The organism is Methylorubrum sp. GM97, assembly GCF_024347855.1.
In the GTDB taxonomy this organism is placed as follows: Bacteria; Pseudomonadota; Alphaproteobacteria; order Rhizobiales; family Beijerinckiaceae; genus Methylobacterium; species Methylobacterium extorquens.
Genome location: NZ_AP025942.1, coordinates 603161 through 628308, shown reverse-complemented (window position 1 = coordinate 628308; position 25148 = coordinate 603161). Strand labels below are relative to the sequence as shown.

The following is a 25148-nucleotide window of genomic DNA, read 5'->3' as shown; positions in this document are numbered from 1 at the left end:
GTCCCGCAGCGGCCGGATCAGGCGAGCGCGAGCCGGTCCACGACCTCCGCCACCCGATTCCGGATGGGTTCGGACAGCGGCAGGATCGGCCGGGGCGGATCAGTCCGGCACAGGCCGAGGTTATGGGCCGCCGCGTAGGTGACCCGCAGGCTGGAGAATTCCTTGAACAGGTCCCAGAGCGGCTGCATCCGCGCGTTCAGGGCCCGCGCCCGCGCGGCCTCCCCGGCGCGCGCCGCCCGCAGGATCGCGAGGCAGGGTTCCGGAAACAGCCCGGCCGCGACGCTGTACCAAGCCTCGCCGCCGGCCAGCACCGCCTCCGCCGCGTTCCAGTCGCCGCTGAAGCCGAGCCGAAACTCGGCCGGCACCGCCCGGCGCAGGGCGTCGAGCTGGCCGGCCACCGCGTCGGAATCCGGCGCCGGGCTCTTGAGCGCGCGGATTCCGGGCACCTGCGCCAGCCGCCCGACCAGCGAGGGCGTGAACCGGAAATGTGTGGTGCCGGGATTGTCGTAGATGCAGATCGGCAGGCCGCTGCCCGTGGCGATCGCCGAGAAATGCTCGAACACCTCCTCGTCGGTCAGCGGCGTGTAGGAGATTGCGGCCAGGAGCCCGGCGGCGGCGCCCGCCGCCCGCGCGTCCTGCGCCAGGGCCACGGCCTCGTCGGTGCGCAAAGCCCCGATTCCGACGATGACCGGCACCCGGCCGCCGGCTTCCTCAAGAGCCGCATCGAGCGCGCGGCGCCGCTCCGTGCGGGAGAGATAGGCGTAGGTGCCGGTGCTGCCGAGCAGCCCGATCGAATCCACCCCCGCGGCGGCGAGCGGCGCGATGAGGGCGCGCAACGCCACCGGATCCACGCGTCCGTCGGGGGAGGCCGGGGTGATGGGAAAGGCGGAGAGGCCGGTGAAGCAGGTCATGACGGCGGTAGGATGAGCGGGCGCCGGAACGCGGTCAACGCCGACCGCATGTTCGACGCGACGGTCAGTTCAACCGGTCACGGCGAGCGGGGCGATCAGGAGCGCACCTCGCGCTTGGCCACAAAATTCAGCTCGTCCACCAGCACGTCCTTCACCACGTCGGAGCCGAGGCGCTCGTTTACCTTGGCGCGGATCTGGGCCAGCCGGCCGTTGATGTCGTAGCGGGCGAGTTTGCGGAAATCGATCGTGGTGTCGCCGTAGATCTGGCGGAAGGCCTCATCGACCACGAAGGCGTTGGGGGCGACGGGGAGCGTGTGCATCAGCTTGGCGTCGGCCGTGAAGACCAGTACGGCGATGACGTAGCCCTGCACCTTGCCCTCGGCGACCATCGGAATGTTGATGGGCGCAAGCTTCTGATATTGCAGCCCTTCGAGATAGGGCTCGGTCGATTTCGAGAAGAACCCGCCGCCGAAGGTCACCGCCGCGTAGCAGGAGGCGATGGTGACAGCGCAGATCCACAGACCCGAGACGAGGATGCGCATGGATCAGTCGCGTCCCAGGCGCGCCGAATAGGTGCCGTCGGACTCGGCGGCCTGAAGGCTGGCCTGCAACGTCTCGCCGACCTCCTCCACCGCCCGCAGATGCAAGGCGACGGCCTCCTGATTGCGGATCAGCTTGTCGCGCAGGCGCGCCAGCACGATCCCGGTCTCGGCGTCGAGGGTCGCGACGTCGAGGCCGCGGGCGAGGCGGGTGAGTTCCAGGAGGCTCCGGCTCTTGGCCCGGTTGACCGCGTCGAGATCGAGGGCCGCATTGGCACTGAGCGCCTCGGTCTCGGCCTCGACGGTGGCCTCCAACCGCTTCAGGGAGTCGATCAGCATGGCGCTCAGACCTTGCCCGCGACGCCGGTGCCGGTGGGCGTGACCGTGGTGCCGGCGGGGCGGGCGGCGTTCAGCATGCGGGCGATGCCGATGCCGCCGGTCTGCGCGATCTGCTGGCCGAGCTGCTCGGCGAGCATCGATTTCCAGATGCCGCCGGCATTGCCCTTGCCGAAGACGGTCTCCGCCTTGGGCAGCATCGCCTCGACGAATTGCTGGATCACCTGCCCCTCGAACTTCCGGTAGGGGTCGGCGGAACCGGTCCGGGCGGTTTCGTTCTTCAGGCCCGTCAGCGCCCCGTGGACGTCGAGCGGCATATGCGTGGTCAGGCCGACCTCGCGCGCCGCGTCGTCGGCGGCGCTGGCGAAGGCGGCCGGGTCGCCGGGCTGCGACAGCTTGGCCGCGGCCTCCTGATAGCGGGCCGGGTCGGCGGCGCGCGCCACGTCCATCACGATGTCGGAAGGGGGGGTGATGCTCATCGTGCCGTCAAACCTTGATGCGGCGCGAACCGGGCGCGCGCCGCTGAGGATGGAGCGGAGTGTAGATCCGCTGGCTTACGGGAGGCTTGCGTCGCGGCGCTGGGCGAGGCCGTCGAGCCGCTCCATCGCATCGAGCCGGTCGCGCTCCCGGTCGAGCAACGTCTCGATCCGCTCGGCGCTCAGCTCCGCACGTTTCTGCGCAAGGCCCTGCTCGCGCACCTCGTCCGCCTGGGACGCGGCGATGCGTTCGAGTTCGGTCGCCCGCGCGGCGAGCCCGCGCAGACGGCGGTTGGCGGCCTCCAGGAACAGGTGGCCGTGGGCCGAGGACCCGACCGCGGCGAGCAAAGCCGCCCGGTCCGCCTCGACCGCCTCGGCATTGCGCCGGGTCTCGGCGAGCTGCCACTCGGCGGCGCGGCGCATCTGCTCCTGCACGGCGGTGAGCCGCTCGGCGCGCTTCAGGCGCTTGGCGATGTCGGCGGCGGACATGGCACTCAGCCTTTGCGCAGCCAGGCGACGTAGCCGGACAGGAACTGCGTCATGAACTCGCTGGAGAGCGTGTAGAGCAGCAGCAGTGCACCGAACATCACGAAGGGCGTGGCGACGAAGTAGACCGGGATCGTCGGCGTGAGCTTGTTCACGAAGCCCGCCGCGAGGTTCACCGCCACCGCGTAGATGATGAAGGGGGCCGCAATCCGCAGGGCGAGGGTGAAGGCCTCGGCGATCTGGTCGGCGATGCGCACCAGCGCGGTCTGCGTCCCGAAGCCCTCGCCGGGCGGGATGCGGCCGTAGGAATCCACGAGGCCGCGGAACAGCTCCCAATGCAGGTCGGCCGCGAACATCAGCGCGACCGCGGTGAAGACGATCAGCGATTCGACCGCGGGGATCGCGTCGGTCCCCTCGACCGGCGTGCCCGGCATCGAGCCGAAGCCGACCATGGTCGAGACCGCGTTCATCACGGTTTCCAGCACGAAGACGAAGATGCGTCCGAGCAGGCCGATGAGCAGCCCCGTCACCGTCTCGCTGGCGATCCAGGTCAGCGTTTCGGTCGGCGCCTGACCCAAGAGCTTGGTCTGGAACAGCGGCAGCAGGAGCGGCGTGACGGCGAGCGACACGCCGCCGGCGATGAGAAGCCGCACCTGCGCCGGCACGCGCGGGCTGGAGAAGCCGGGCACGATCAGGAGGCAGCCGCCGATCCGGCAGAAGATCAGGAAGACGCCGAGGAAGGCCTCTCCGCCGAACAGGCTGCCGAAGCCCGGACTCACGAGATGGTGCCCAGCGATTTCAGCTCGACGCCGCGGGCGATTTCCAGATGCGAGAGCACGGGCAGGGTCGGGAAGATGCGCTCGATGATCATCCGCACATAGGGCCGGGCGTCGGGGGCGGTGACGAGGGCGAAGCCGTGGACCTGCCGCATCCGCTCGCGGATCGCCTCGCCGGCCTCGGTGCCGAACTGCTCTACGAGGCGCGGGTCGATGTCGAACTCGATGACCTCGCCCTTGGCGTCGCGCTTCAGGCTCTGGTGGAAGGTGAGATCCCAGTTGGCGCCGAGCCGCAGGACGTGCAGCACCCCGTCCTCGGCGAGATCGCCGCAGATTTGCTGCGCGACGCGCATCCGGACGTGCTCGGCGATCTGCTCGGCGCGGCGGGCATGCGGGCTGATCTCGGCCACCGCCTCCAGGATCAGGTGCAGGTTGCGGATCGAGACGCGCTCGGAGAGCAGCAGCTTCAGCACCGCCTGCAGGCCGGAATGCGAGATCTGCGAGGGGCAGATCTCGTCGATCAGCCGCTTGTATTCCGGGTCGAGCCGGTCGAGCAGCGCCCGCATGTCCTTGTAGGACAGGAACTGGGGCAGGTTGTTGCGGATCACCTCGGAGAGGTGGGTGAGCAGGACGGAGGCGCCGTCGATCGCCTCGAAGCCGGAGCGGCGGATCTCGCCGGCATAGGCGTCGACGACCCACAGGGCCTTCATGCCGAAGGCGGGCTCGCGGACTTCCTCGGACGGCACGTCGGGGCGCGGCCCGTCGCCGACGACGACGAGCAGCTCGCCCGGCCGCATCTCCTGGGTCGCGGCCACCGTGCCGTGAATGCGAATCTGGTAGGTCTTGGGCGGCAGGTTGAGGCTGTCGGTGAGCTTGATGTCGGGCACGACGAAGCCGTACTGGCGCGCGAACTTGCGGCGCATCTTGGCGACGCGGTGGTGCAGCTCGGCGTGGTTGCCCTGGATCTGGGCCGCGACCTGACGGCCGAGGCACAGCTCGATCTCCGGGGTGCGCAGCTGCTCCTTGACCGATTCCTTGGTCTCGGCCTGCTTGCTCTCCTCCTCGCGCTTCACCTGGGCTGCCGCGGCGGCGGCCCGGGACGCCCGGCGCCTCGGGATGGTGATCGCCACGAAGCCCATCAGGCCCGCGAGCGTGACGAAGGGCAGGAACGGCAGGCCGGGGACGATGGCGAACATCAGCATCAGCGCGGCGGCGACGATCAGCGCGCGCGGATAGGCGCTGAGCTGGCCGAGCACGGCTTCCTCGGTCGCGCCGCGGGTGCCACCCTTGGAGACGAGAAGGCCGGCGGCGAGCGAGACGATCAGCGCCGGGATCTGCGAGACGAGGCCGTCGCCGACCGACAGCTTGACGAAGACGTCGGCAGCTTGGCCGAGCGGCATGCCGTGGCGGGTGGTGCCGATGATGACGCCGCCGAACACGTTGACGGCGATGACGATGAGCGAGGCCACCGCCTCGCCGCGCACGAATTTCGAGGCGCCGTCCATCGAGCCGAAGAAGGCCGATTCCTCTTCCAGCTCCCGGCGGCGGCGCTGCGCCTCCTTGTCGTCGATCAGCCCCGCATTGAGATCGGCGTCGATCGCCATCTGCTTGCCGGGGATGGCGTCGAGGGTGAAGCGGGCGCCCACCTCGGCGATACGGGTCGCACCCTTGGTGATGACGAGGAAGTTGACCGTGATGAGGATCATGAAGACGACGATTCCGATGACGAAATCGCCGCTCATCACGAATTGCGAGAAGCCCTGGATGACGTGGCCGGCGGCGTCCACGCCCTTCTGGCCGTTGGCCAGGATCAGCCGCGTCGTGGCGATGCCGAGCGCCAGCCGCAGCAGCGTCGCGATCAGCAGCACGGTGGGGAAGGCCGAGAATTCGAGCGGCTTCTGAATCCAGAGCGCCACCATCAGGATCAGCACCGAGAGCGCGATCGAGAAGGCGAGGCCGACATCGATCAGCACCGCCGGAACCGGCAGGAACAGCACTGCGAGGATCGCGACGATGCCGGCCGCGAAGCCGAAGTCGCGCCGCGACCGCTTTTCCAGGACGAGCGCTTCGCTCACCGCCATGACGTGAACCGATTCCCTCAAGGTCGAGGCGGTTGTGGCGCGGCAAGCTTGCGCGGGGATGGGTGCCCGCGGGCAAGGGCACGAGAGGGGGCGGAAGAGGCGTCGGCAGAGGCTCTTAACCGTGACTCTCGAAGCCTGCCGTCACCCGTCGCATGGCTGGGCGTCGAATCGGGTGCTGCCGTGGCCCGCGCTTGGTGTTAAGGTCTTCTCCGTCGAAGCTTTTGTCCTTCCCAAGGTCGAGGCCTTCGCGCGGGACCGGGCGGTCAAGTCTCGACAGCTTCCTCCGCCCGGTCCCAACCGTTCTCCCGCCGTCGCGCCGGAGGCGGGGCTTCAGAACCCGGTCGCGATCCGGCCGTAGGTCATCTCGGCAAACGCGTAGATCTGCGCGCCGACGAAGGTGCCGGTCACCAGCATCACCAGCAGGATCGCGACGATCTTCGGGACGAAGGTGAGCGTCACCTCCTGGATCTGCGTCAGCGCCTGAAGCAGGGCGACCGCGATGCCGACCAGCATCGCCGCGCCGACGGAGGGCCCGGCGGCGACGATCACCGTCCAGATCGCGGAGCGGACGAGTTCGAGGGCGTCGACCTCGTTCATGAGTTGGGCTTTGGATGGCGCATCGTTGTCGTCCGAAAGCCGGGACCCAGCTTTCGGGACGATGCGCTCGGCTCCTGTCCTTGCATCATCTTGTTCCGAAAGCCGGCGGTCACCCTTTCGGGACGATGCGCTAGCTGATCGAGATGCCGGAGGCGAGCAGCATCTCGCGGCCGTCGGTGAGCTTGGCCATCACGCCGTCGCCGGTGACCCGCACCGACTGCACCGTGCCGGAGGTCAGGCCGTCCGCCGAGGTGAGGCTGCGCCCGATGATCGCATCGGCCTGATTCAGGAAGCTCGACGTGAGCAGCGAATCGAGCTTCTGGTTGGTCTTAGTGGCCTGCTCGACCTGCGAGAAGGTCGCGAGCTGGCCGACATATTCCGTCGAGTCCATCGGCTTTGTCGGATCCTGATTCTGTAGCTGGGCCATCAGCAGCGTCAGGAAGGTGTCGGCGTTCATCTTGGAGGCGACCGAGGTCGCCGCCTTCGCCGCCGCGGCGGTGGTGGTGCCGGTAGTCGTGCCGGTGCTGCTGACGTCCATGGAAGTTCAGGCCTTGTCGGAGGAGAGGGCCGGCCGGGTCCGCGGCCGGCGGCGTTGGCCGGAGCGGGCGGATGGCACGAGGGCGGTGGGCGGCACCTCGGGGAGAGGAGCCAACGGGCCGAGCAAGGTGGCCTCCGTCGCGTAGAGGCCGCGGATGAGCTTCAGCGCCTCGAAGGCCCGGCCCGCCTCGACGAGGGCGTGCGCCGCCGCGAGCCCGTCCCGGATCGCTGGCTCGGTCGTCACGGCGAGGATGCCCTCCTCGATCCGGGCATAGAGCGACCGGGCCGGGCCGGCCTGGGCCGGGGTGATCAGCATGGTCTGCGCCGCGAAGTAGAGCTGGCGCAGGGGCGTCGTCGCCTCCTCCGCCTGGAGGACGTGGCCCTCCAGCAGGAAGGTCGCGTCGTTCATCAGTTCGAGCGCGACCTTGCGGTCGACGCGCACCACCGCGCCGTTGATGTAGACGCGCTCGCCCGCTTTCAGGCTCAGGTGCATGGTGCGGGCAGCGGCCCGGCCGGTTTCGCGCGTCATGGCCCGCCCCCTACTGCAATCCGTCGCGGATCGAGGTGTTCACCTCGATCAAGGCCGCGAGGCTGCGGTCGGGTGCGCTCAGCACTTCGCCGGCCTCGCGCATGTTCCACAGGCCGATGGCGACGAGGTCCGCGCGCAGGCTTTCGGGCAGCGCGTTCTCGGGGTCGAGCAGGTCGGCGATCAGCACGTTCCAGAGATCCTGGATCGAGCCGACCGCAGCGCTCCGCGCCGGGCCCGCCGCGGCGCCCTGCGCTTCGGCCGTGCGGAGCTGGCTGAGCGCCCGGTCGAAGGCGTCGCGCTCGCGCTCGCGACCGAGGTCGGGCGCGTCTTCCATGATCTCGGCATAAGACAGGCGGTACATCGGGGCCGACGCTCCGTACTCGGTTTCAACAGGCGGGCGTTCAGGAGATGAAGTTGATCAGGCTGAGGCTGCGCAACTGCGCGGTCAGCCCGTAGGACATCTGCATCTGGGTCGTGATGGCATCGACCCGGCTCTTGGCTTCGGCCGGATCGACATTCTCCAGATCGCGGATCTGTCCGGTCAGCAGCGCGGTCTGCTTGGACATGCGCGCGTTCGCTTCCGTGATTTGGCTCTGGGCGCGGCCGAGATCGGCCTGCATCGTCGTGAGGCTGCCGCTGACTTGGCCCAGGATGTCCATGACCTTACCGGTGGCCACGTTCTGCGCCTCCTGCGAAAGGCCGGACAGACCGAGCCCCGAGGCGATGACGTAGGCCATGCCGAGCTTGCGGAACGGTTCGGCGTTGGCACTCACCGAGGTGGTGACGGTCTCGGTGAGGGAGATCTGGCTGTCGAGGGTGCGGCTCGACGCGCCCGACCATGTCCGGTTCCAGTTCACCTCGGTGAACAGGCCGGCGAGCGGCCCGTCGATGAAGCCCTCGAGTTGGTTCGGGGTGATGGTGGATGCCGCCGCAGAGCCGGGCGCGAAGCCGAAGAAGTCCGTGAAGAGCTTATCGACCGCCGTCTTGGCGGCGGAGGTCGGGCTGCCCTCGTAGGAGGTCAGCGGCGCCGCCCCACTGTTCGTGCCGGCGAACACGAACTGACCGTTCGTGCTGGTGTTGAGCGTGCCCGCCAGCGCCGCGAGGCGGCCGCGCGCGGAGTCTACGAGCGTCTTCGCCCGTTGATCGGCGGGAAGCGCGGTGAGTTCGTTGAGCGTCGTGTCGGCGGACGAGCGAATCTCGGTGAGCGCACCCTGCGTCGCCGCGAGCCGGGACGTGGCCGCGGCGTTGCTCTGAGTCAGCGAGGCGAGCACGGCGCTCTGCCGCCGCAGGCTGAAGGCCCCGGCGACATCGCCGCCGAGGGTCGCGCCGACATCGGCGAAGCGGCCGGTGGCGATCTCCCTGGTTGCGTTCGCGAGTTCGCTCTGGAGCCGTGAGACGCCGGTGCGCGGCGAATTCCAGAGGTTGAGGCTTGAGATGAAGCCGGTCGTCATCATGGCCGTATCACCGCACCGCGTCGAGGAGGGTCTTGAGGAGGTCGTTGACGACCGAGATCAGCTTGGCCGAGGCGCTGTAGGAGCGCTCCAACTGCAGGGCGAGGGCGGTCTCGTCGTCGCCGTTCACGCCCGCGACGTTCGAGAGCGCCTCGTTGGCGCGCGTCAGCAGGGTCTTCTGGTAGGACGCTTCGGTCGAGGCGTCCTTGCGCTGCGCTTCGAGCCATCCCGCGGAGGAAGTGGCGAGGTCGGGCAGGCCGGCGGAGGTGCCGAGGCCGAGGGCCGGATCGACGGGCCGGGCCGCCGTCAGCGCCGTGAGAAGGCCGCGAAGGCGGCCCGCATAGGCCGCGTCGCCGCCCGCCGCGGGATCGGCATAGTCGCTACCGTTCATGCCGCCGCTGCGCAGCAGGGCGACGGAGCCGCCCCGGGCCGGGTCGACCGCCGCGTTGACCGAAATCGAGGCCGCGAGGCCGGTGCGTCCGGCGGCCGGGGGCAGGATCCCGCTGCCGCCCGCGGTGAACAGGCCGGCCCGCGGACCGCTGTCGAGGCCCACGGCATCGCTCTCGGCGAAGGCATCGATCAACCCGCCGGCGAGGGCGTCGAGCTGCGCCTCGTACTGGACCGCCGCACCGTCGCGCAGGGCCACGAGCCCGGCGATCCGCCCGGAATTGAGCGGCATCGGCGAGGTGGCCCCGGTCACCGGCACGCCGTCGATCCGCACGCCGCCGCCGACGGTGCCCGCGGCAAAGACGGATGTGGCCGAGAACGTGACCGCGCGGGGGCCGCGCTCGAACAGGGTTACGCCGCCATCGGTATAGAGCGCCATGTCGCCGCCCTCGCGGGCCACCGCGTGGACGCCGATCTCCTGCGACAGCGCGGTCAGGATGCGGTCGCGGTCGTCCAGGGCGTCGGTGGCGTCGCCGCCGAGGGCCGTGGTCTTGGTCACGGCGCGATTGGCGGCGTCGAACCGAACGAGAAGGTCGTTGATGCGGCTCACCGACGCGGCGATTCCGGCATCGGCCTCCGCCCGTGCGGCGTGGATTGCGTCCGCCGCTTGGCTCAGGCTTCCTGCCAGAGCCTTGGCCGACTCGACCGCGTCACGGGCGAGCTGCGCATTGTCGGGCTGGTTGGCGGCGGCCTGGAGCGCGGCTTGAAAGGTCGTGAGGCGCGCGGCCGGCGCGGTCGGGTCGTCGGTGTCGCCGACTGTCTGCGCAAGCTTCGTCAGCCCGGTGAGGAGGGCGTCGCCGCGGGCGGCGTCCGACGAGGCGTTCAGCGTGCGGGCATAGAGCGCCGGGTCGCCCGCACGGGTGATCGTCACCGTGGCGCCGCCCGTGCTGCCGGCGACCAGCGTCGCGATCTTGCGCGAATAGCCGGGATCGTTCGCGCCCGCGACGTTGCGCGCGGAGACGGCGATCTGGTTCGAGTTCGCGAGCAGCGAGGCGCGCGCGGTGTTGAGCGCGAGGGTGAGACCCATCGGTCGTTTCCTGGGACGCGATACGAGACGGGGACGCCGGTGTCGGGCCGGCGCCCCCGGATGCGAGGACGGTTCGCGTTAGCGCTTCAGGTTCATCAGGGTTTCGAGCAGCTCGTTGCCGGTCATGAACACCTTGGAATTTGCAGTGTAGACCGTCTGCGACTCGATCATCGTGGTCAGTTCGGTGCTGACATCGACGTTGGACTGTTCGAGCGCGCCGGCCTTCAGGATGCCGCGCCCGCCCTGGCCGGCGAAGCCGACCTGGATGTCGCCGGATTCGGCGCTCGTGGTGAAGACGTTGCCGGCCCGCGGCGCGAGGTTGTCGGGGCTCGCCACATCCGCCAGCGGCACCTTGAACGCGGCCTTGCGGGTGCCGTCGGTATAGACCGCGTAGACGGTGCCGTCCTCGCCGAAGGCGGTTCCGCTCACGGAGGTGGGCGACGAGCCGTTGGCGGTGCCGGAGAGGTTGTGGTCGCCGGAGAGCTGGGTCAGGCCGCCCAGATCGACGGTGATGCTACGGCCGTTCGGCACGGCCACGAGAGCCGAGCCGCCGCCGTTGACCTTACCGTTGCCGTCGAAGGTCACGCTGGTGGTGCCGACCGGCGTGGTCGGGGCCGCCGGGTCGAAGAATTCGACAGACCACGTATTGGCGGCGGTCTTGGTCATCTGGACGTCGAGCGTCACCGGCCGGCCGACATTGTCGTAGACCTTGAGCGAGTTCTTCTTCGAGTAGCCGATGGCACCCGTCGCCGTCGGATCGTAGACCGGCGTCTCGAAGGAGAGGTTGCCGCTGACCGTGGCGGCGGTGGAGGGCCGTGCCTCCTGGCCCATCACGCTGACATTGACCGGCTTGAGGTCGGCCACGCCGTTGAGGACCGGGTTCGGGGTGCCGTTCGCGAGGCTGTAGCCCATCAGGGTGAAGCCGCCGGCATTGACGAGGTTGCCGGTCTTGCCGTCGACCACGAAGTTGCCGGCCCGCGTCATGAAGGGCGCGCCGGCGGCATCGCTCACCACGAAGAAGCCGTTGCCCTGGATCGCGAGATCCTTGTCGGAATTGGTCGAGGCGATGGGACCGCCCTCGCTCACCGAACGGCGCAGCGTGGTCTCGACCGCACCCGAGTTGTAGTTTCCGACATCGCCCGAATCGAGCAACAGCGACGAGAACTCGGCCGAAGTGCGCTTGTAGCCGGTGGTACTGGCGTTCTGAATGTTCTCGGCCACCGTCGAGATGCGGTTGGACTGAGCGTTCATTCCGGAGACGCCCGTGCGGAGCACGCCGATGAGACTCATGCGGACACCTCGTTGACTTTCGAATTCTGGCGCACTGGACACGGTGTCGCTTGCGCGGGGCTGAAGGTTTTGCGGGGCACAATCATCCCCGCAGGGATTGGGCGAGTTCGAGGAAGGCGTCGCGGCTCGGCGGCTGGCCCGGCTCCTGGCGCAGGGCCTCGTAGATCCGCGGCACGAGGCTGACGGCCTGGTCGAGGTCGGGATCGCTGCCGGCGCGGTAGCCGCCCATCAGCCGCAGATCCCGTGTCTCCTCGAAGCGGGCCATCATGCTCTTGAGCTTGCGCACCAACTCGCGCTGGTCGCCGGTCCAGACCTCGCCCGCCAGGCGCGAGATCGAGCCGAGCAGCTCGATCGCCGGGTAGCGGCCCTGCTCGGCGATGGCGCGGTCGAGCACCACGTGGCCGTCCAGGGTGCCGCGGATCGAATCGGCGACCGGGTCGTTATGGTCGTCGCCATCGACCAGCACCGAGAAGATGCCGGTGATCGTGCCGGTGCCCTCCGCGCCGGGGCCGGCGCGCTCCAGGAGTCGCGGCAAGTCCGAAAAGACGCTCGGCGGATAGCCGCGCGCCACCGCCGGCTCGCCTGCGGCGAGCGCCACGTCGCGGGCGGCGTGGGCGTAGCGGGTCACGGAATCGACGATGAGCAGCACCGACTCGCCGCGGTCGCGGAAGGACTCGGCCACGGCCAGCGCCACCTTCGGCGCTTGGCGGCGCATCATCGGGCTTTCGTCGCCGGTGGAGACCACGATCACGGCGCGGTCGCGGGCGGCGGCGATGGGGCCTTCGAGGAACTCGCGCACCTCGCGTCCGCGCTCGCCCACCAGCGCGACCACGACGCTGTCGAAGCCCTGGGCACCGGCCAGCATCGCCAGCAGGGTCGATTTGCCGACGCCGGAGCCGGCGAAGATGCCGATGCGCTGTCCGGCGCAGAGCGGCGTGAACAGGTCGATCGCCCGCACCCCCGTGGGCAGCGGCGTCTTCACCCGGGCGCGGGTCATCGCGGCGGGCGGGTCGGCATCCAGCGGAACGCTGGCGGGCCCCTCGGCCAGGGGGCCGAGCCCATCGACGGGGCGGCCGAGCGCGTCGATCACCCGGCCCTTCCAGCGCGGGTCCGGGCGCAGCTGCGCCGGGCCGATGCGGTGGGCGAGGCTGCCGATGCCGGCCTCGATCCGGCTCTCGAACGGCTTCACCGTTGCGCCGGCCGCATCGATGCGGACGACCTCGCCGACCTGCGTGCGGCCGTCGGCGGAAAAACCCATGCGGTCGCCGAGCCGCACGAAGGCGGACACGCCCGCAACCCGTGCCGCGCTGGCGGTCACCTCGCGCACGGGGCCGGCGAACCGCACCAGCGGCAGGTCGCGGCGCCCGGCCTCCATCGCCCGTTCCAGGCGCTCGATCGCGTTGAGGGTCATCGCATCAGCCCTGCGGTCCCAGCGTCTTGACGGCGCCGGTGAGGGTGGTGTCGGCCTCCGAGGTCATCGTCGCCGCGCTCTCGAAGGCGCGCTGGATCGCGATGAGCCGGGTCATCTCCATGATCGGGTTGACGTTGGCGCCCTCGACATAGCCTTGCACGAGGCCGATGCGGGTGAAGTCCTGCACCGGCCGGCCGGGCAGGCTCGCGGCGACGGCATTCTCGCCCGAGCGCGTCAGCGTCGCCTTCGGGTCGATGCTGAACACGCCGAGCGCGCCGACTTGGTTCACGCCCTGGTGGATGCTGCCATCCCGCCCGATGACCGGCGGACCGGCCTGGGGATCGAGCAGCAGCGGGCCGCCGCCGGGATCGACCACCGGCATCCCGCCCACCGTGCGCAGCTGCCCGTTGGCGTCCATCGTCAGGCGCCCGTCGCGGGTATAGAGCGTGTCGCCCTTCGGTCCCTTCACGCCGAGCCACGCGTCGCCCTGGACGGCGACATCGAGGGCGGAATCGGTCTTCGTCGTCGGGCCGGCGGCGCGCGAGATGGTGGTCTTGCCCGGACCGACGAAGGCGACCTCGCCGCGGTTCGAGCGGGCGAGCAGTTCCGAGAAGCTGACTTCCTCCGCCCGGAAGCCCACCGTCGCCATGTTGGCGACGTTGTTGGCGGTCGTGGTCAGGCGCTTTTCGAGAGCGATCTGGCTCGACAGGGCGACGTAGAGGCTGCTCTGCATGGCCCTTAAGCTCCGATCCGCGCCGACTGCACGCTCTGGAGCGTCTCGGCGTCGAGGCTGCCCGTGCCGGTGAACAGAGCGAGGATGGGTGCGCTAGCGGTGTTGTTCTGCGCGTCCCAGATCGCCGCGAAGCGCCGCACGAAGGCGTCGAGCTTGGCTGGGTCGCGGAAGCTCGCGATGTCGATCTTTCTGTCGATCAATTGGGCCCGCTTGGCCAGGGCCTCGCTCGTGGCCGCGCCGCTCGTCGCCGGCAGGCCGATCACGGTGTTGGCCACTTGGCTCAGTGCGGCATCGCCGAGGATGTCGTAGGCGCTCGCGATCGATGATGCCTTGCGGGCGAAGTAGAGCGCGAGGCGCACGCCCGTATCGGCGTCGCCCGCCTCGCTCTCCAGCGACTGGCGCAGATAGGCTTGGGTGACGGCCTGCGCCATCGAGTCGGGACCCAGATCCGTGCCGAAGCCGACATCGACGGCGGTCCGATTGGCGGAGAGCGGGGCATTCCGGATCGTCAGGGTGCGGTTCGGCCCGCCCGCGTTCACCAGCGTGTCGGCGTCCCGGCCCGTGCCGCCGTAGGCGCCGTCGGCGCCGAGATCGGTCAGTGCGGTGGTCTCGAAGAACAGGCTCCCGTCGGCGGCAAGACCCGCCTGGACCTTGCCCTTGAGGGCGGATGCCTCGATCTGTGCCGCCACCGCTGCGGCGATCTCCGCGGGCGTCACCTTCGCGGGATTTGCCACCTGACCGGCCAGGGTTTGCGCGTTGAGCCGGATCGTGACCGATTGCGTCGTCGTGGCGTCGAGCCGGGACTCCACCAGGAAGCTCGCCTCGGCCCGGCCGCTGAAATCGTAGGAGTCGGCCAGGAGCTTCGGCGCGCTGAGCGAGGCGGCGCGGGCCTGCTCACCGAAGCGCGCGGGGTCGGCGCCCGTAGCGGTGACGCCCTGGCCGAAGCTGAACGCCTTGGCAAAGGCGGTGTAGCGGTCGTCCGCAAGGCGGTTGGCGAAGCTCGCCGCGCTGGCAGCGCCTTCCTCCAGCACCTTGCGCATGAACGCCTTGGCGTAGGTCATATCCTCCAGGCCGTAGGCCTTCATGGCATAGGCGTAGAGGCGCTGGTCGCCGAGCAGGTCGTCGACCGATTTCACCTGGCCGATATGGGCCTCGTAATAGGCGATCTCTCGGGCCACCGTCGGCTCGGCCGCCTTCCGAGAGAGGGAGGCGGGGAGATCCTTGGCGATCAGCCGGTAGCTGGTGAGGGTGTCGGTCACGGGCGGGCGCCTGAGTGTGAGCGCGGGAGGGAGGCAACCGACGGCTCGGCGGCGCGAGCAGGATCCGATGCTTTGTTTGCATCGTCTTTGTCCGAAAGCCGGTGACGACCTTTCGGGCCGATGCTTAGGGCGGCTCCCTTGTCCCAGGCTTGCCCGCCTCCGGCCGGTCGCGTCACGGCGCCACCGGGCCGATGATCGTCTCGGTGGTGATCACGACCCAGCCCGCGCCGGTCCGGCGGATCGACAGGACCCGGCCCGCACCGGGCAGAACGCTGCCGAGCGCGGCGGTGCGCTGTCCCTCCTGATTCTCCAAGGTCGCGATGCCGTCAGTGACCCCGCGCAGGGCGTAGGCGCCCGCGGGCGGCAGGACCGGCGACTCCGCCGGGCCTTGAAGGCCGGCGGCGGCTGCCACGGGCCGGTCGGGCAGCGAGCCGGTGGTGACGGGATCGAAATCGGGGTCGGCCAGGCGCCCCTGCGCCACGGTCTTCTTCCAGGTGAAGGGCGCGGTGCCGGCGGGCAGCACAGCCTGCACCGCATATTCATGCGTTCCGGTCGCGATGGCGTAGCCGGCGAACCCGCTGGCGGTGAGGGCAAGCAGGACGAGGCCGGCCAGCACCGTGCGTTCGCCGGCCGCCTCGCGGGCACGGCGGGCGGCGATGCTGCCCGCTACCGGCCGCGCCGGCAGGTTCGCGGCGCGTGAGGCGGTGCCGAGGGACGATCGCCGTGCGGAATCGGACGTCATGGAGGTCTCGACAGGTGATCCCGGCGCGCCGCGCGAACCGTCTTCGCAGCGCGTGCTCCGGGGGCGAAAGCGTCATCCTTCATGATCCGTCTACAAATATGCTTGACATCCGGTTAACGATGCCGCGCGAAGGGGCGTCCCATCTCATCGACAGCGCCGCGGGCGGCCGTTAAGCCGACGGGGAGGGCGCCGGGGAGCGAGCATGGCCGATCCGCGGGAAAGTGTTTCGCCGGAATCCGCAGCGCCCGTCGAACGGGCGGGCAAGCGTCACCGCGTCGTCCAGCAGGGCCGCATCGTCCTCGGCCCCGAACGCCTGATCGCCTGCACCGTGCGTGACCTCTCGCTGCGGGGCGCCAAGATCCGCGTCGCCCCCGAGCATGTCCTGCCGGAGACGTTTTCCCTCGTGATCGCCGCGCATGACCTGCGCACGATGACCGCCCGGCTGTGCTGGCGCCGCGGAGACTTCGCGGGTGTTGTCTTCGAGGGCGAGCCGGTCGTTTAGAGCGCCGCCCGGCGAAGTGGTCACCGGTTCGTCCAACGAATGCGCGGAAAAACGAAGACCGGGAGACGCGGGCCCGATGTCGCCGGGTCGGGTGCAGCTCTTGGAAAAAGACGATGCAACGGCAAGAGCTTGCCCCGCATCGTCCCGGATCCGATCAGCAGGACGATGTCTGAGCGGCTTCTCCACAGAAGCGCGGCCGGCCTGTGGAGAGGAGGGGTCGGGACGATGCGGGGCAGGCTCGCTTAATCGCTTCGTAACGCGCGACCGCCATTGTCGGTCCATCGAAAGGCGCCTTCCGCAACGATGCGGAGCGGCCTTCGAGAAGAGGCCAGCGGGTGAACCCTCCAACGGGTTCATGGACATGATGTCGGTCCGTTGATCCGGTGCGAGTCCGGAGGTGTGATGCGCGGCGAAACGAGCCCTCAGGGGCTTGCCGCGGCCCTCTCGATAGGGCCGTGCGGCCGCACCGGTGCGAGTCCGGTCCTAAGAACCGTCCCCCCTCTTTTGCCGGAAGTCTGATCCGTGACCAGCCTGCTTACCAACACTGCCGCCATGACGGCGCTGACGACGCTCAAGGGCATTAATCAGCAACTCGATATGACCAGCAACCGGGTCTCGACCGGCCAGCGCGTCTCCAGTGCCTCCGACAACGCCGCCTACTGGTCCATCGCCACGGCGGTGCGGACCGACAACGCCTCACTCTCAGCCGTAAAGGACTCGCTTGGGCTCGGTTCCTCGGCGGTCGACACGGCCTATAATGGCCTCAACTCAATCCTGACCGATCTCCAGAACATGCGCGCCAAGCTGCAGACTGCGATGCAGCCCGGCGTTGACCGCGCCAAGGTGCAGACCGAGATCGATGCGATCCAGAACAAGATGTCGTCCACCGCCGCCTCGTCCGTGTCGAGCGGCCAGAACTGGCTCTCGGTGAACTCGGCGGATGCGAGCTACCTCAAGGACCGCAACGTCGTCGCCGGCTTCTCCCGCGACTCCAGCGGCACGGTCAATTTCTCCTACGTGACCGTCAATGTTTCGAACATCAAGCTCTATGACGCCAACAGCAGCACCAGCGTCGACGTCCCGGCGACATCCGCGCAGGTGTTCGCGACCCAGTCGCTGACCTCGATGGCGGCCTTCCGGCCCGCCGGCGCCGCCGCCGTCAAGGGCACGGCGGACTTCTCGGGCGCTCAGACTATCGATCTCCTGATCAAGACCGAGACCGCGACGGCCGGCGTCGCGATCACGCTCAACAAGGCGGCCTTGACCGCCGCCGTGAAGGACACCGCGAAGGTGACCACGAGCGAGCTGATCGATGCCCTCAACAACCAGATCGCAAGCACGGCGCTCAAGGGCGAGGTGACGGCCTCGCTCGACTCGACGGGCCGGCTGACCTTCACGCGTGTCGATACCGGCGCAGGCAACACCGTCGCGGTCGACAGCGTGACCACCAACACGGTGGACATCGGCTTCGGTTCAGGCGTCAAGGCCGGTGTGGTGGCCAAGGGCGCGGATGCGACGACGACGTCCGGCCGGGGCATCCTCGACAGCCAGGCGGGCTCCTACACCGCCGGCGGCGCCTACTCGATCGCCGACTTCGATATCTCCACCCTCGTCGGGACCAACGGCGACGCTGACCTCTCCGCGATCATCACGGCCGTGGACAAGGCGATCGCCAAGGTCACCGATGCCGGCACCAAGCTCGGTGCGAGCAAAACCCAGATCGACGGCCAGTCGAGCTTCGTCGACACTCTGATGAAGGCCAACAACCGCACCATCGGTACCCTGGTCGACGCCGACATCGAGGAAGAGTCGACCAAGCTGAAGGCGCTCCAGACGCAGCAGCAGCTCGCTGTGCAGGCGCTCTCGATCGCCAACTCGGGCAGCCAGAACGTGCTGTCGCTGTTCCGCTAAGCCAAGACACCCCAGCCGCTCGCGCGGCTGGGGCACTTGCCGGAATACGAAAAGGCCGCGCTCTCACCGAGCGCGGCCTTTTTTATTGAGGGATGGTGGAGGGATCGTATGCGGATTCTTCAGCCGACGAAGGTGTAGCCCGCCATCCGCTTGGCCTCGATCGGGTCGTAGCCGAGGCGCATCCGCAGCTTCTTGCGCAGCTTGCTGATATGGCCCTCCACCACGCTCTCCTCGACGCTGGTGTCGAGGTCGCCGTAGACCGCCGTGAAGATCTGGCCCTTGGTCACCTGCCGGCCGCGGTTCTTCGAGAGATATTCGAGGATGTGGCGCTCGCGCCGGGGCAGGACCAGGCAAGCGCCGTCGGTCTCCGGGTCGCGGCCGTCGGTATAGACCTTGAGGCGGCCCGCCCGGTCGGGGGCCGGCACCGGCTCGACGCCGCGGCCGGTCCGGCGACGGATCGCGGTGGCGCGGGCGATGATCTCGCGGACATGGACGGGCTTGCGCACCACGTCGTCGATGCCGACGGTGAACAGCGCCAGGGTCTGCTCCAGGGAGCGGGTCTCGTTGAGGGCGATGATCGGCGCCCGGCTGAGCGAACGGATCGCCACGGTGCAGGAGGCGCGGTCGGCGCAATCCCCGATCAGGAAGCCGTCGATCGCCTCGACGTCGATCCGCGGCGCGGCGTCGAGCCAATCCCTCATGGACCCGATGGCCAACCCTTGCGCCTCCACGCCCTCCGCGCCGAACCCGGCGACGTAGTGGTCGGTCACGCTCTGCCGCTCGTCGACAACGATGTACATCGTCTGTGCTCGAAGATGTGCACGGTCATTGCGTCAGACACGAGTGTCACTCGCGCGCCGCCATGGCCGATTGAATTGTTGAGGGCTGTCGAATGCTTTTGGACCGCGGTTCGGGAGCGCTTTTGCGGGACGCTCCTGGTTGCCGCTTCCTCCATCATTTGACGGATTTAGCTTTTTGGTTGGAATGGTTAACAGTGCGTTAAGGCCAAGCTCGCGGTTCATCCCGCGTTAGGAGTTTGCTCATTTCGCACCTGCAAACGTGACAGATGCGCCACAGTGGGAATGGGCGACCCGGCGCTCGCCCACGCCTTTCCGGCGGGATGGCCTTGACCCCGGCTCCGCCGCGGGTTCGAACGCGGCCTCGGCACCGCCACGAGGAATCCCATGCCGTCGCTGTCCACCCTGTCGCCTGAAGCCCTGTCGGAGCTGCGCTCCAGCCTGCGCGGCGAGTACGAAGCCCTGAAAGCGCAAGGCCTCAAGCTCGATATGACCCGCGGCAAGCCTGCCTCCGATCAGCTCGACCTCGCCGCCGAGATGCTGGCGCTGCCCGGCAACCGGGACACCACCGCCGAGGACGGCACCGACGCCCGCAATTACGGCAACCTCCAGGGTCTGCCCGAGACCCGCGCGCTGTTCGCGCCGGTGCTTGGCGCGGCGCCGGAGCAGATCGTGATCGCCAACAATTCGAGCCTCGCGCTGATGCACGACGTGCTCGTCTACGCGCTGCTGAAGGGCGTGCCAGGCGGCACGGGGCCGTGGTCGAAGCAGGAGCCGATCACGATCCTCTGCCCCGTCCCGGGCTATGACCGCCACTTCGCCCTGTGCGAGGGCTTCGGCATCCGCATGATCCCGATCCCGATGACGGGGAAGGGGCCGGACATGGCGGCGGTCGAACGCGAGGCCGCCGACCCTTCGGTGAAGGGCATCTGGTGCGTGCCGCAATACTCGAACCCGAGCGGCGAGACCTATTCCGAGGAGACCGTCCGGCGGCTCGCCTCGCTGAAAGCGGCGGCGCCCGATTTCCGCATCCTGTGGGACAACGCCTACGCGGTGCATCACCTCACCGAGGCGCGGCCCGCGCTGGTCAACATCCTGGAGGCCTGTGCCGAGGCCGGAAACCCGGACCGGCCGATCGTGTTCGCCTCGACCTCGAAGGTGACGCTGGCCGGTGCGGGCCTCGCGATGCTGGCCGCCTCGCCCGCGAACGTGAAATGGTATCTGGCCCAGGCCGGGCGCCGCAGCATCGGACCGGACAAGCTCAACCAGCTGCGCCATGTCCGCTTCCTGCGCGACGCCGCCGGGATCGCCGCCCATATGGAGCGGCACCGCGCCTTGATCGCCCCGAAATTCGCCGCCGTGGAAGCCGCGTTCGCCGCCCGCCTCGACGGTTGGGAGGTCGCGCAGTGGAGCCGGCCGCTCGGCGGCTACTTCATCACGCTCGATGTCGCCGACGGCACCGCCTCGCGGGTCGTTCAACTCGCGGGTGAGGCGGGCATCGCGCTCACCCCCGCCGGTGCGACCCACCCCTACGGCAAGGACCCGCACGACCGGACGCTGCGCATCGCGCCGACCTTTCCGGATCTCGACGCCGTGCGCAAGGCGGCCGAGGCGGTGGCGCTTTGCACGCTGCTGGCGACGGTGGAAGCGCGGGCAGCTGGGTAAGGGCGAGCCGTTCTCCGCAGGTCATGCGGAGAATGGCGCTCCTCATCTCCGCACGTGGTGCATCGGATAAATCGGAGCTGACTTCGTCCCCTCTCCCCGCAAGCAGGGCGAGGGGATGCACTCAGGCCGGGAGAGCGCTTGGGATCGGCGCTACACCACCACGGTGATCGCCTGCGCCGCGCGGGTCAGGCCGGTGTAGAGCCAGCGGGCGCGGTGCTCGCGAAACGCGTAGGATTCGTCGAACAGGACCACCTTGTCCCATTGCGAGCCCTGCGCCTTGTGGACCGTGAGCGCGTAGCCGTAGGTGAACTCGTCGGTCTCGCGGCGCAGGAAAAGCGGGATCTCCTCCTCCGAGCCCTCGATCACCTGCCGCAGCACCTTGATGTCCACGGCGCGGCGGCGCGCCGCCGGGTCGTCCTCGGGCACCACGTCGAGGCGGACCGTGTCGGGGCGGGGCGGCGCGCGCAGAGCCTGCACCGTCCAGGTCGAGCCGTTGAGCAGGCCCTTGGTGCGGTCGTTGCGCAGGCAGACCAGTTTCTCACCCACCGACGGCATCGGGTCGGTGTGCCCGGCGAGTTCCCGCAGGCGGTTGTTGTAGAGGCGCCGCGTCCGGTTGAGGCCGACCAAGACCTGATCGCAATCCAGCACCTGGGCCGGATCGATGTCGCGGCGGCGCACCACCCGGCTCTGGCCGTACTCGCCGACTTCGAGCCGCCCGCCCTCGCGGATCGTCATCGCCATGCGCACGATCGGGTCGTCGGCGGCCTGCCGGTGGACGTCTGTGAGCATCACGTCGGGCTCGGCCTCGGTGAAGAAGCCGCCACCGCGCACGGGCGGTAACTGGGCGGGATCGCCCAGCACCAGCACCGGCTTGTCGAAGGACAGGAGGTCGTGGCCGAGATCGGAATCGACCATCGAGCACTCGTCGATGACGATGAGGTCGGCTTTGGCCGCCGGGCCGGAGCGGTTGAGGCTGAAGGTCGGGCCACCCTCGTCGCCCTCCTTGGTGCGGTAGATCAGCGAGTGAATCGTCGCCGCGTCGTCGCAGCCCTTCTGGCGCATGACCGAGGCCGCCTTGCCGGTGAAGGCGCCGTAGACGACCGGGCCGTCGATGTCGTCGGCGATGCGGCGGGCGAGCGTGGTCTTGCCGGTGCCGGCATAGCCGAACAGGCGGAAGACCTGCGAGCCGCCCTCCTTGCGCCAGCGGGCGATGGCTTTGAGCGCCTCGTCCTGTTGCGGGGCGAAGCGGGTGGGAAGTGAGGACTCGGCCATGGCGTCACGTCATAAAGGAGTCGGCCGAATTGTGGACCGTCTTCCGGTCAGGGCCAGCGCACGGTCGGCGGCAGCGAGGACAGGATCGAGGCGACGTTGCCGCCGGTCTTCAGGCCGAAGATCGTGCCGCGGTCGTAGAGCAGGTTGAACTCCACGTAGCGCCCGCGCCGCACCTGCTGCTCCTCCCGGTCGGCCTCGGTCCAGGCCTGCGCGAGGTTGCGCCGGACGATCTCCGGATAGGCCTTCAGGAAGGCCCCGCCGACATCGCGGGTATAGGCCAGATCCGCCTGCGGATCGCCGGTCCAGTGATAGTCGTAGAAGATGCCGCCGATGCCGCGGGGTTCGTTGCGGTGCTTGAGGTGGAAATACTCGTCGCACCAAGCCTTGTACTTCTCGTAGTCGGCGGCCGGCGCGTGTTTCTCGCAGGCTTCGCGCAGGCAGGCGTGGAAGAACTGCGTGTCCGGGTCTTCCTGCGTGCGGCGCCGGTCGAGCACGGGGGTGAGGTCGGCCCCGCCGCCGAACCACGTCTTCGTCGTCACGACGAAGCGGGTGTTCATGTGCACCGTCGGAACGTTCGGGTTCCAGGGGTGGACGATCAGCGAGATGCCGGTGGCGAAGAAGCGCGGATCTTCGGCCGCGCCCGGCATCTGCGCCCGGAATTCCGGCGCGAACTCGCCGTGGACGGTCGAGATGTGGACGCCGGCCTTCTCGAACACGCGGCCCTTCAGCATCGCCATGACGCCGCCGCCACCCGGCGCGCCGCTATGGTCGGTACGCTGCCACGGGGTCTTCTCGAATGTCCCCGCCTCTTTCGGGGCATCGGGATGGAAGGGGCCCGTCGCCTCCGCCTCCAGCGTCTCCAGCGCGGCGACGATCCGGTCGCGCAGGGTGGAAAACCACGCCCCCGCCTCGCTCTTCAGCGCGGCGAGGTCGTCGGGTGAGGGGAGGGGAGAAGCCGTCGCGTCGCTCATGCGAGAGGCTTTCCCACCCGGGGCGCGATCCGTCAATTCGGGCTCAGAACTTGTAGGTCAGGCTGCCGAGGATCGTGCGCCGCGTGCCGACGAAGCAATCGCCACGGGCGAGGCAGGTCGAGAGATACCGCGTGTCGGCGATGTTGGAGACGTTGAGCTGCGCGCGCCAATGCGCGTCCTCCCAACCGACCAGCGCGTCGGCGAGCGTCACGGCCGGGGTGTTGAAGCTGTTGAGCGAGCCATCGAAGGATTCGCCGATATGGCGCACGCCGCCGCCGACGAGGAAGGAGCCGGGCACCTCGGCCAGGGTGAAGCGGTGCGTCACCCAGAGCGAGGCGAGGTGCAGCGGCTGCGTCTCGACCCGCGCCCCGGCATTGTCGCCGGCCGCGTAGCGGGCATCGGTATAGGCGTAGCTCGCGATGATGTTGGTGTCGTTGTTGATCGTCGCGATCGCCTCGATGTCGCCGCCCTGGATCTTGACCTTCCCGGTCTGGATCGAGATCGGCAGCCCGCTCGGATCGGGGGTGAGCCGGTTGCGCTCCACCGTGTCGTAGATCGCTGCGTTGACCGCGAACCACGGGGTCGGGTTGTACTTGAAGCCGCCCTCGATCTGCTCGCCCTCGATCGGCCGGCAGGCCCCGCCCGCGCAGACATTAGCGCCGAAGATCGGGGTGAACGAGGTCGCGTAGGAGACGTAAGGGGTCAGCCCGTTCTCGAAGGCGTACATCAGGCCGATGCGGCCGGTGGTGGCCTCGCCGGCGACGCTCTCGGCGCCGCGTGTGGCGCTGTTCACCCAATCGTGCCGCATCGTGGCGAGCACGATCCACTGACCGAACTTGATCTGATCCTGCAGGTAGAGGCCGGTCTGGCTCTGCGAGAGCGCGGTCGGCACGCCGAGATCCGGCGGGGTCACGCCGACATAGACCGGCGCGTAGAGGTCGAACGGGCGGGCATCGGTACCGAAGCCGGTGCGGGTGCTGTCCCATTGCTGGCGGAAATCGACGCCGCCGAGAACCGTATGCGAGATCGGCCCGGTGTCGAAGCGCCCCTGAAGGTTGGTATCCGTGGTGATCCGGTCCTTGATCGAGCTGACCCGGTAGGTGAACCGATCGACCGTCCGGCGGGCCGGGTCGAGGAAGGGCGCGTTCGGCAGATCCGCGCTTGGCGTCAGCGTGTAGACGTTGCCGTAGGCCGATTGATACGTGCCGTCGATGTGGCTGTAGCGCAGGTTCTGCCGCAGGATCAGGCTGTCGTCGAAGCGGTGCTCGAACAGGCTGGTGATCGAACTCGTCTCGGTCTCGTAGCGGTTGAAGTTCGGGTCGCCGGTGAAGCGGTTCAGCGGGATGAGGCCGTTGGGGCCGGCATAGAGCGAGCCCTCGCGCGGCAGGAAGGCGTCGGAGGCGCCGAACGCGTCCTTCTGGTGCAGGCCGATCAGGGTCCAGGTCGTGTCGGCGGAGGGGCGCCACGTCACCGAGGGGTTGATGACGTAGCGGTCGTTGGCGACGAAATCGGTCTGCGCGTCGGCGAGCCGCCCGACGCCGACGAAGCGGTAGAGGAACTGACCGTCCTCGGTCAGGCGCCCGGTCGAATCCGTGAAGGCTTCCTTCCAGCCGTAATTGCCGAACCGCACCCCGGCCTCGGTGTAGGGCACGTCGAGCGGGCGCTTCGAGACGAGGTTGATCAACCCGCCGACGGGGCTCGACCCGTAGAGGGTTGAGGCCGGGCCGCGCAGCACTTCGAAGCGCGACAGGGTGTAGGGATCGGGCCGGGGCTCGTTGAAGACGTCGGGGTCCTTCAGGCGCAGACCGTCGAGGAAGATCGCCGCGTCCGAGCCGCGGATGCGCGGATAGTCGCCGCGGGTGCTGGGGCCATAGGCTTCCGCGGCGACGCCCGCGGTGTAGCGCAGGGCTTCCTGCACGCTGGTGGCCGCCTGCTCACGGACCTGCTGCTCGCCGACGACCGAGATCGATTGCGGCGTCTCCTTCAACGCGGTGTCCGTCTTGGTGCCGGTGGCGCTGCGCTGCGCGACGTAGCCGGGGACCGGACCGAAGGCGCTCTCGGTGCCGGCTCCGCCGGGGCCGCTGCCGCCCCGGCCCGAACCCTCGACGCTCAGCGTTTCCAGCGTCACCGCCTCCTGCGCCCACGCCGCGCCGGAGGAACCGAGGGCGGCCGTGCCGGCGAGAAAAGCGGCAAGTCCGTAACGCAGTCGATCACGCAACGCAGACGACATCCAGGAGCCCAGTTTCGTTATTCGCTGATGAGGCAGCTAGAACGAGGCGCTGAGCTTCGCAACACAGGTTACGTTTCTGGAAATAGAACGATTCAAGTCTTCAAGGTGATCCGGGTTTAGCTTCAAGCATCAGGCGTGAGCTTCGGGGAGATCATGCCTGTGCACATTCCTG

At 69.0% G+C, this 25148-nt stretch carries 25 protein-coding genes; 3 read left to right on the top strand and 22 right to left on the bottom strand.

Annotated elements, in window-relative coordinates:
• Positions 1-17: 17 nt before the first annotated feature.
• From MSPGM_RS03030 to MSPGM_RS02945, 18 genes are all read right to left on the bottom strand, one after another.
• Positions 18-911 (bottom strand): dihydrodipicolinate synthase family protein, encoded by an 894-nt coding sequence (locus tag MSPGM_RS03030; protein ID WP_003604064.1) that lies wholly within the window; start codon positions 909-911, stop codon positions 18-20.
• Between the two features lie 95 nt (positions 912-1006).
• Entirely contained in the window at positions 1007-1453 is a 447-nt protein-coding gene (locus tag MSPGM_RS03025) for a hypothetical protein (protein ID WP_003604063.1), read from the bottom strand.
• A 3-nt stretch (positions 1454-1456) separates the two neighbouring features.
• Entirely contained in the window at positions 1457-1789 is a 333-nt protein-coding gene (locus tag MSPGM_RS03020) for a hypothetical protein (RefSeq protein WP_003604062.1), read from the bottom strand.
• A 5-nt stretch (positions 1790-1794) separates the two neighbouring features.
• Positions 1795-2265: a rod-binding protein gene (locus tag MSPGM_RS03015; protein WP_003604061.1), complete on the bottom strand. Its 471-nt coding sequence runs from the start codon at positions 2263-2265 to the stop codon at positions 1795-1797.
• A 75-nt stretch (positions 2266-2340) separates the two neighbouring features.
• The gene (locus MSPGM_RS03010; RefSeq protein WP_003604060.1) at positions 2341-2751 is read right to left on the bottom strand and encodes a hypothetical protein; all 411 of its coding nucleotides are present in this window, start codon (positions 2749-2751) and stop codon (positions 2341-2343) included.
• Between the two features lie 5 nt (positions 2752-2756).
• Positions 2757-3527 (bottom strand): flagellar biosynthesis protein FliR, encoded by a 771-nt coding sequence (gene fliR / locus MSPGM_RS03005; protein ID WP_003604059.1) that lies wholly within the window; start codon positions 3525-3527, stop codon positions 2757-2759.
• Positions 3524-5605 carry a flagellar biosynthesis protein FlhA gene (gene flhA / locus MSPGM_RS03000; protein ID WP_012252434.1) on the bottom strand — a complete coding sequence of 694 codons (2082 nt, stop codon included), beginning with the start codon at positions 5603-5605 and terminating at the stop codon, positions 3524-3526. Before flhA ends, fliR begins: the two co-directional genes overlap by 4 nt.
• A 330-nt stretch (positions 5606-5935) precedes the next feature.
• On the bottom strand, positions 5936-6202 hold the full coding sequence (locus MSPGM_RS02995; RefSeq protein ID WP_003604057.1) for a flagellar biosynthetic protein FliQ: 267 nt from the start codon (positions 6200-6202) through the stop codon (positions 5936-5938).
• A 130-nt stretch (positions 6203-6332) separates the two neighbouring features.
• Positions 6333-6740: a flagellar hook assembly protein FlgD gene (gene flgD / locus MSPGM_RS02990; RefSeq protein WP_003604056.1), complete on the bottom strand. Its 408-nt coding sequence runs from the start codon at positions 6738-6740 to the stop codon at positions 6333-6335.
• A 6-nt stretch (positions 6741-6746) separates the two neighbouring features.
• Positions 6747-7232 carry a flagellar biosynthesis repressor FlbT gene (flbT, locus tag MSPGM_RS02985; protein WP_410007710.1) on the bottom strand — a complete coding sequence of 162 codons (486 nt, stop codon included), beginning with the start codon at positions 7230-7232 and terminating at the stop codon, positions 6747-6749.
• Between the two features lie 46 nt (positions 7233-7278).
• A complete protein-coding gene (gene flaF / locus MSPGM_RS02980) occupies positions 7279-7629 on the bottom strand; it encodes a flagellar biosynthesis regulator FlaF (protein ID WP_003604052.1) in 351 nt (116 codons plus the stop codon).
• Between the two features lie 40 nt (positions 7630-7669).
• Positions 7670-8719 (bottom strand): flagellar hook-associated family protein, encoded by a 1050-nt coding sequence (locus MSPGM_RS02975; RefSeq protein WP_261926150.1) that lies wholly within the window; start codon positions 8717-8719, stop codon positions 7670-7672.
• A 10-nt stretch (positions 8720-8729) separates the two neighbouring features.
• Complete coding sequence (flgK, locus tag MSPGM_RS02970) at positions 8730-10193, bottom strand: flagellar hook-associated protein FlgK (protein WP_012752122.1); 1464 nt, start codon at positions 10191-10193, stop codon at positions 8730-8732.
• Positions 10194-10271: 78 nt separating this feature from the next.
• Positions 10272-11483: a flagellar hook protein FlgE gene (locus MSPGM_RS02965; RefSeq protein ID WP_003606034.1), complete on the bottom strand. Its 1212-nt coding sequence runs from the start codon at positions 11481-11483 to the stop codon at positions 10272-10274.
• An 82-nt stretch (positions 11484-11565) separates the two neighbouring features.
• On the bottom strand, positions 11566-12894 hold the full coding sequence (fliI, locus tag MSPGM_RS02960) for a flagellar protein export ATPase FliI (protein ID WP_261926149.1): 1329 nt from the start codon (positions 12892-12894) through the stop codon (positions 11566-11568).
• A 4-nt stretch (positions 12895-12898) separates the two neighbouring features.
• Positions 12899-13627 carry a flagellar basal-body rod protein FlgF gene (gene flgF, locus MSPGM_RS02955; protein ID WP_003606031.1) on the bottom strand — a complete coding sequence of 243 codons (729 nt, stop codon included), beginning with the start codon at positions 13625-13627 and terminating at the stop codon, positions 12899-12901.
• A 5-nt stretch (positions 13628-13632) separates the two neighbouring features.
• Positions 13633-14886 (bottom strand): DUF1217 domain-containing protein, encoded by a 1254-nt coding sequence (locus tag MSPGM_RS02950; protein ID WP_003606029.1) that lies wholly within the window; start codon positions 14884-14886, stop codon positions 13633-13635.
• Between the two features lie 172 nt (positions 14887-15058).
• The gene (locus tag MSPGM_RS02945) at positions 15059-15628 is read right to left on the bottom strand and encodes a hypothetical protein (protein WP_012752120.1); all 570 of its coding nucleotides are present in this window, start codon (positions 15626-15628) and stop codon (positions 15059-15061) included.
• A 202-nt stretch (positions 15629-15830) separates the two neighbouring features.
• Here MSPGM_RS02945 and MSPGM_RS02940 point away from each other — a divergent pair, with 202 nt between their 5' ends.
• Together MSPGM_RS02940 and MSPGM_RS25340 are read left to right on the top strand one after the other, a co-directional pair.
• A complete protein-coding gene (locus tag MSPGM_RS02940; RefSeq protein ID WP_003600495.1) occupies positions 15831-16130 on the top strand; it encodes a PilZ domain-containing protein in 300 nt (99 codons plus the stop codon).
• A 522-nt stretch (positions 16131-16652) separates the two neighbouring features.
• Positions 16653-18041, top strand: a complete 1389-nt coding sequence (locus MSPGM_RS25340) for a flagellin (protein WP_003600494.1) — start codon at positions 16653-16655, stop codon at positions 18039-18041.
• Positions 18042-18160: 119 nt separating this feature from the next.
• Here MSPGM_RS25340 and MSPGM_RS02925 read toward each other — a convergent pair whose 3' ends face one another.
• Positions 18161-18841: a response regulator transcription factor gene (locus tag MSPGM_RS02925; protein ID WP_003600493.1), complete on the bottom strand. Its 681-nt coding sequence runs from the start codon at positions 18839-18841 to the stop codon at positions 18161-18163.
• A gap of 384 nt (positions 18842-19225) precedes the next feature.
• Here MSPGM_RS02925 and MSPGM_RS02920 point away from each other — a divergent pair, with 384 nt between their 5' ends.
• Positions 19226-20503, top strand: coding sequence for an aminotransferase class I/II-fold pyridoxal phosphate-dependent enzyme (locus tag MSPGM_RS02920; RefSeq protein WP_003600492.1), 1278 nt, complete (start codon positions 19226-19228; stop codon positions 20501-20503).
• Between the two features lie 150 nt (positions 20504-20653).
• Here the strand turns inward: MSPGM_RS02920 and MSPGM_RS02915 are convergent, their stop codons facing one another.
• The 3 genes from MSPGM_RS02915 to MSPGM_RS02905 are packed head-to-tail and all read right to left on the bottom strand — an operon-like array spanning position 20654 to position 24976.
• Positions 20654-21775: an ATP-dependent RecD-like DNA helicase gene (locus tag MSPGM_RS02915; RefSeq protein ID WP_003600490.1), complete on the bottom strand. Its 1122-nt coding sequence runs from the start codon at positions 21773-21775 to the stop codon at positions 20654-20656.
• Positions 21776-21822: 47 nt separating this feature from the next.
• Positions 21823-22746 carry an oxygen-dependent coproporphyrinogen oxidase gene (hemF, locus tag MSPGM_RS02910; RefSeq protein ID WP_003600487.1) on the bottom strand — a complete coding sequence of 308 codons (924 nt, stop codon included), beginning with the start codon at positions 22744-22746 and terminating at the stop codon, positions 21823-21825.
• 43 nt (positions 22747-22789) lie between these two features.
• A complete protein-coding gene (locus MSPGM_RS02905; RefSeq protein WP_003600486.1) occupies positions 22790-24976 on the bottom strand; it encodes a TonB-dependent siderophore receptor in 2187 nt (728 codons plus the stop codon).
• Between the last annotated feature and the right edge of the window lie 172 nt (positions 24977-25148).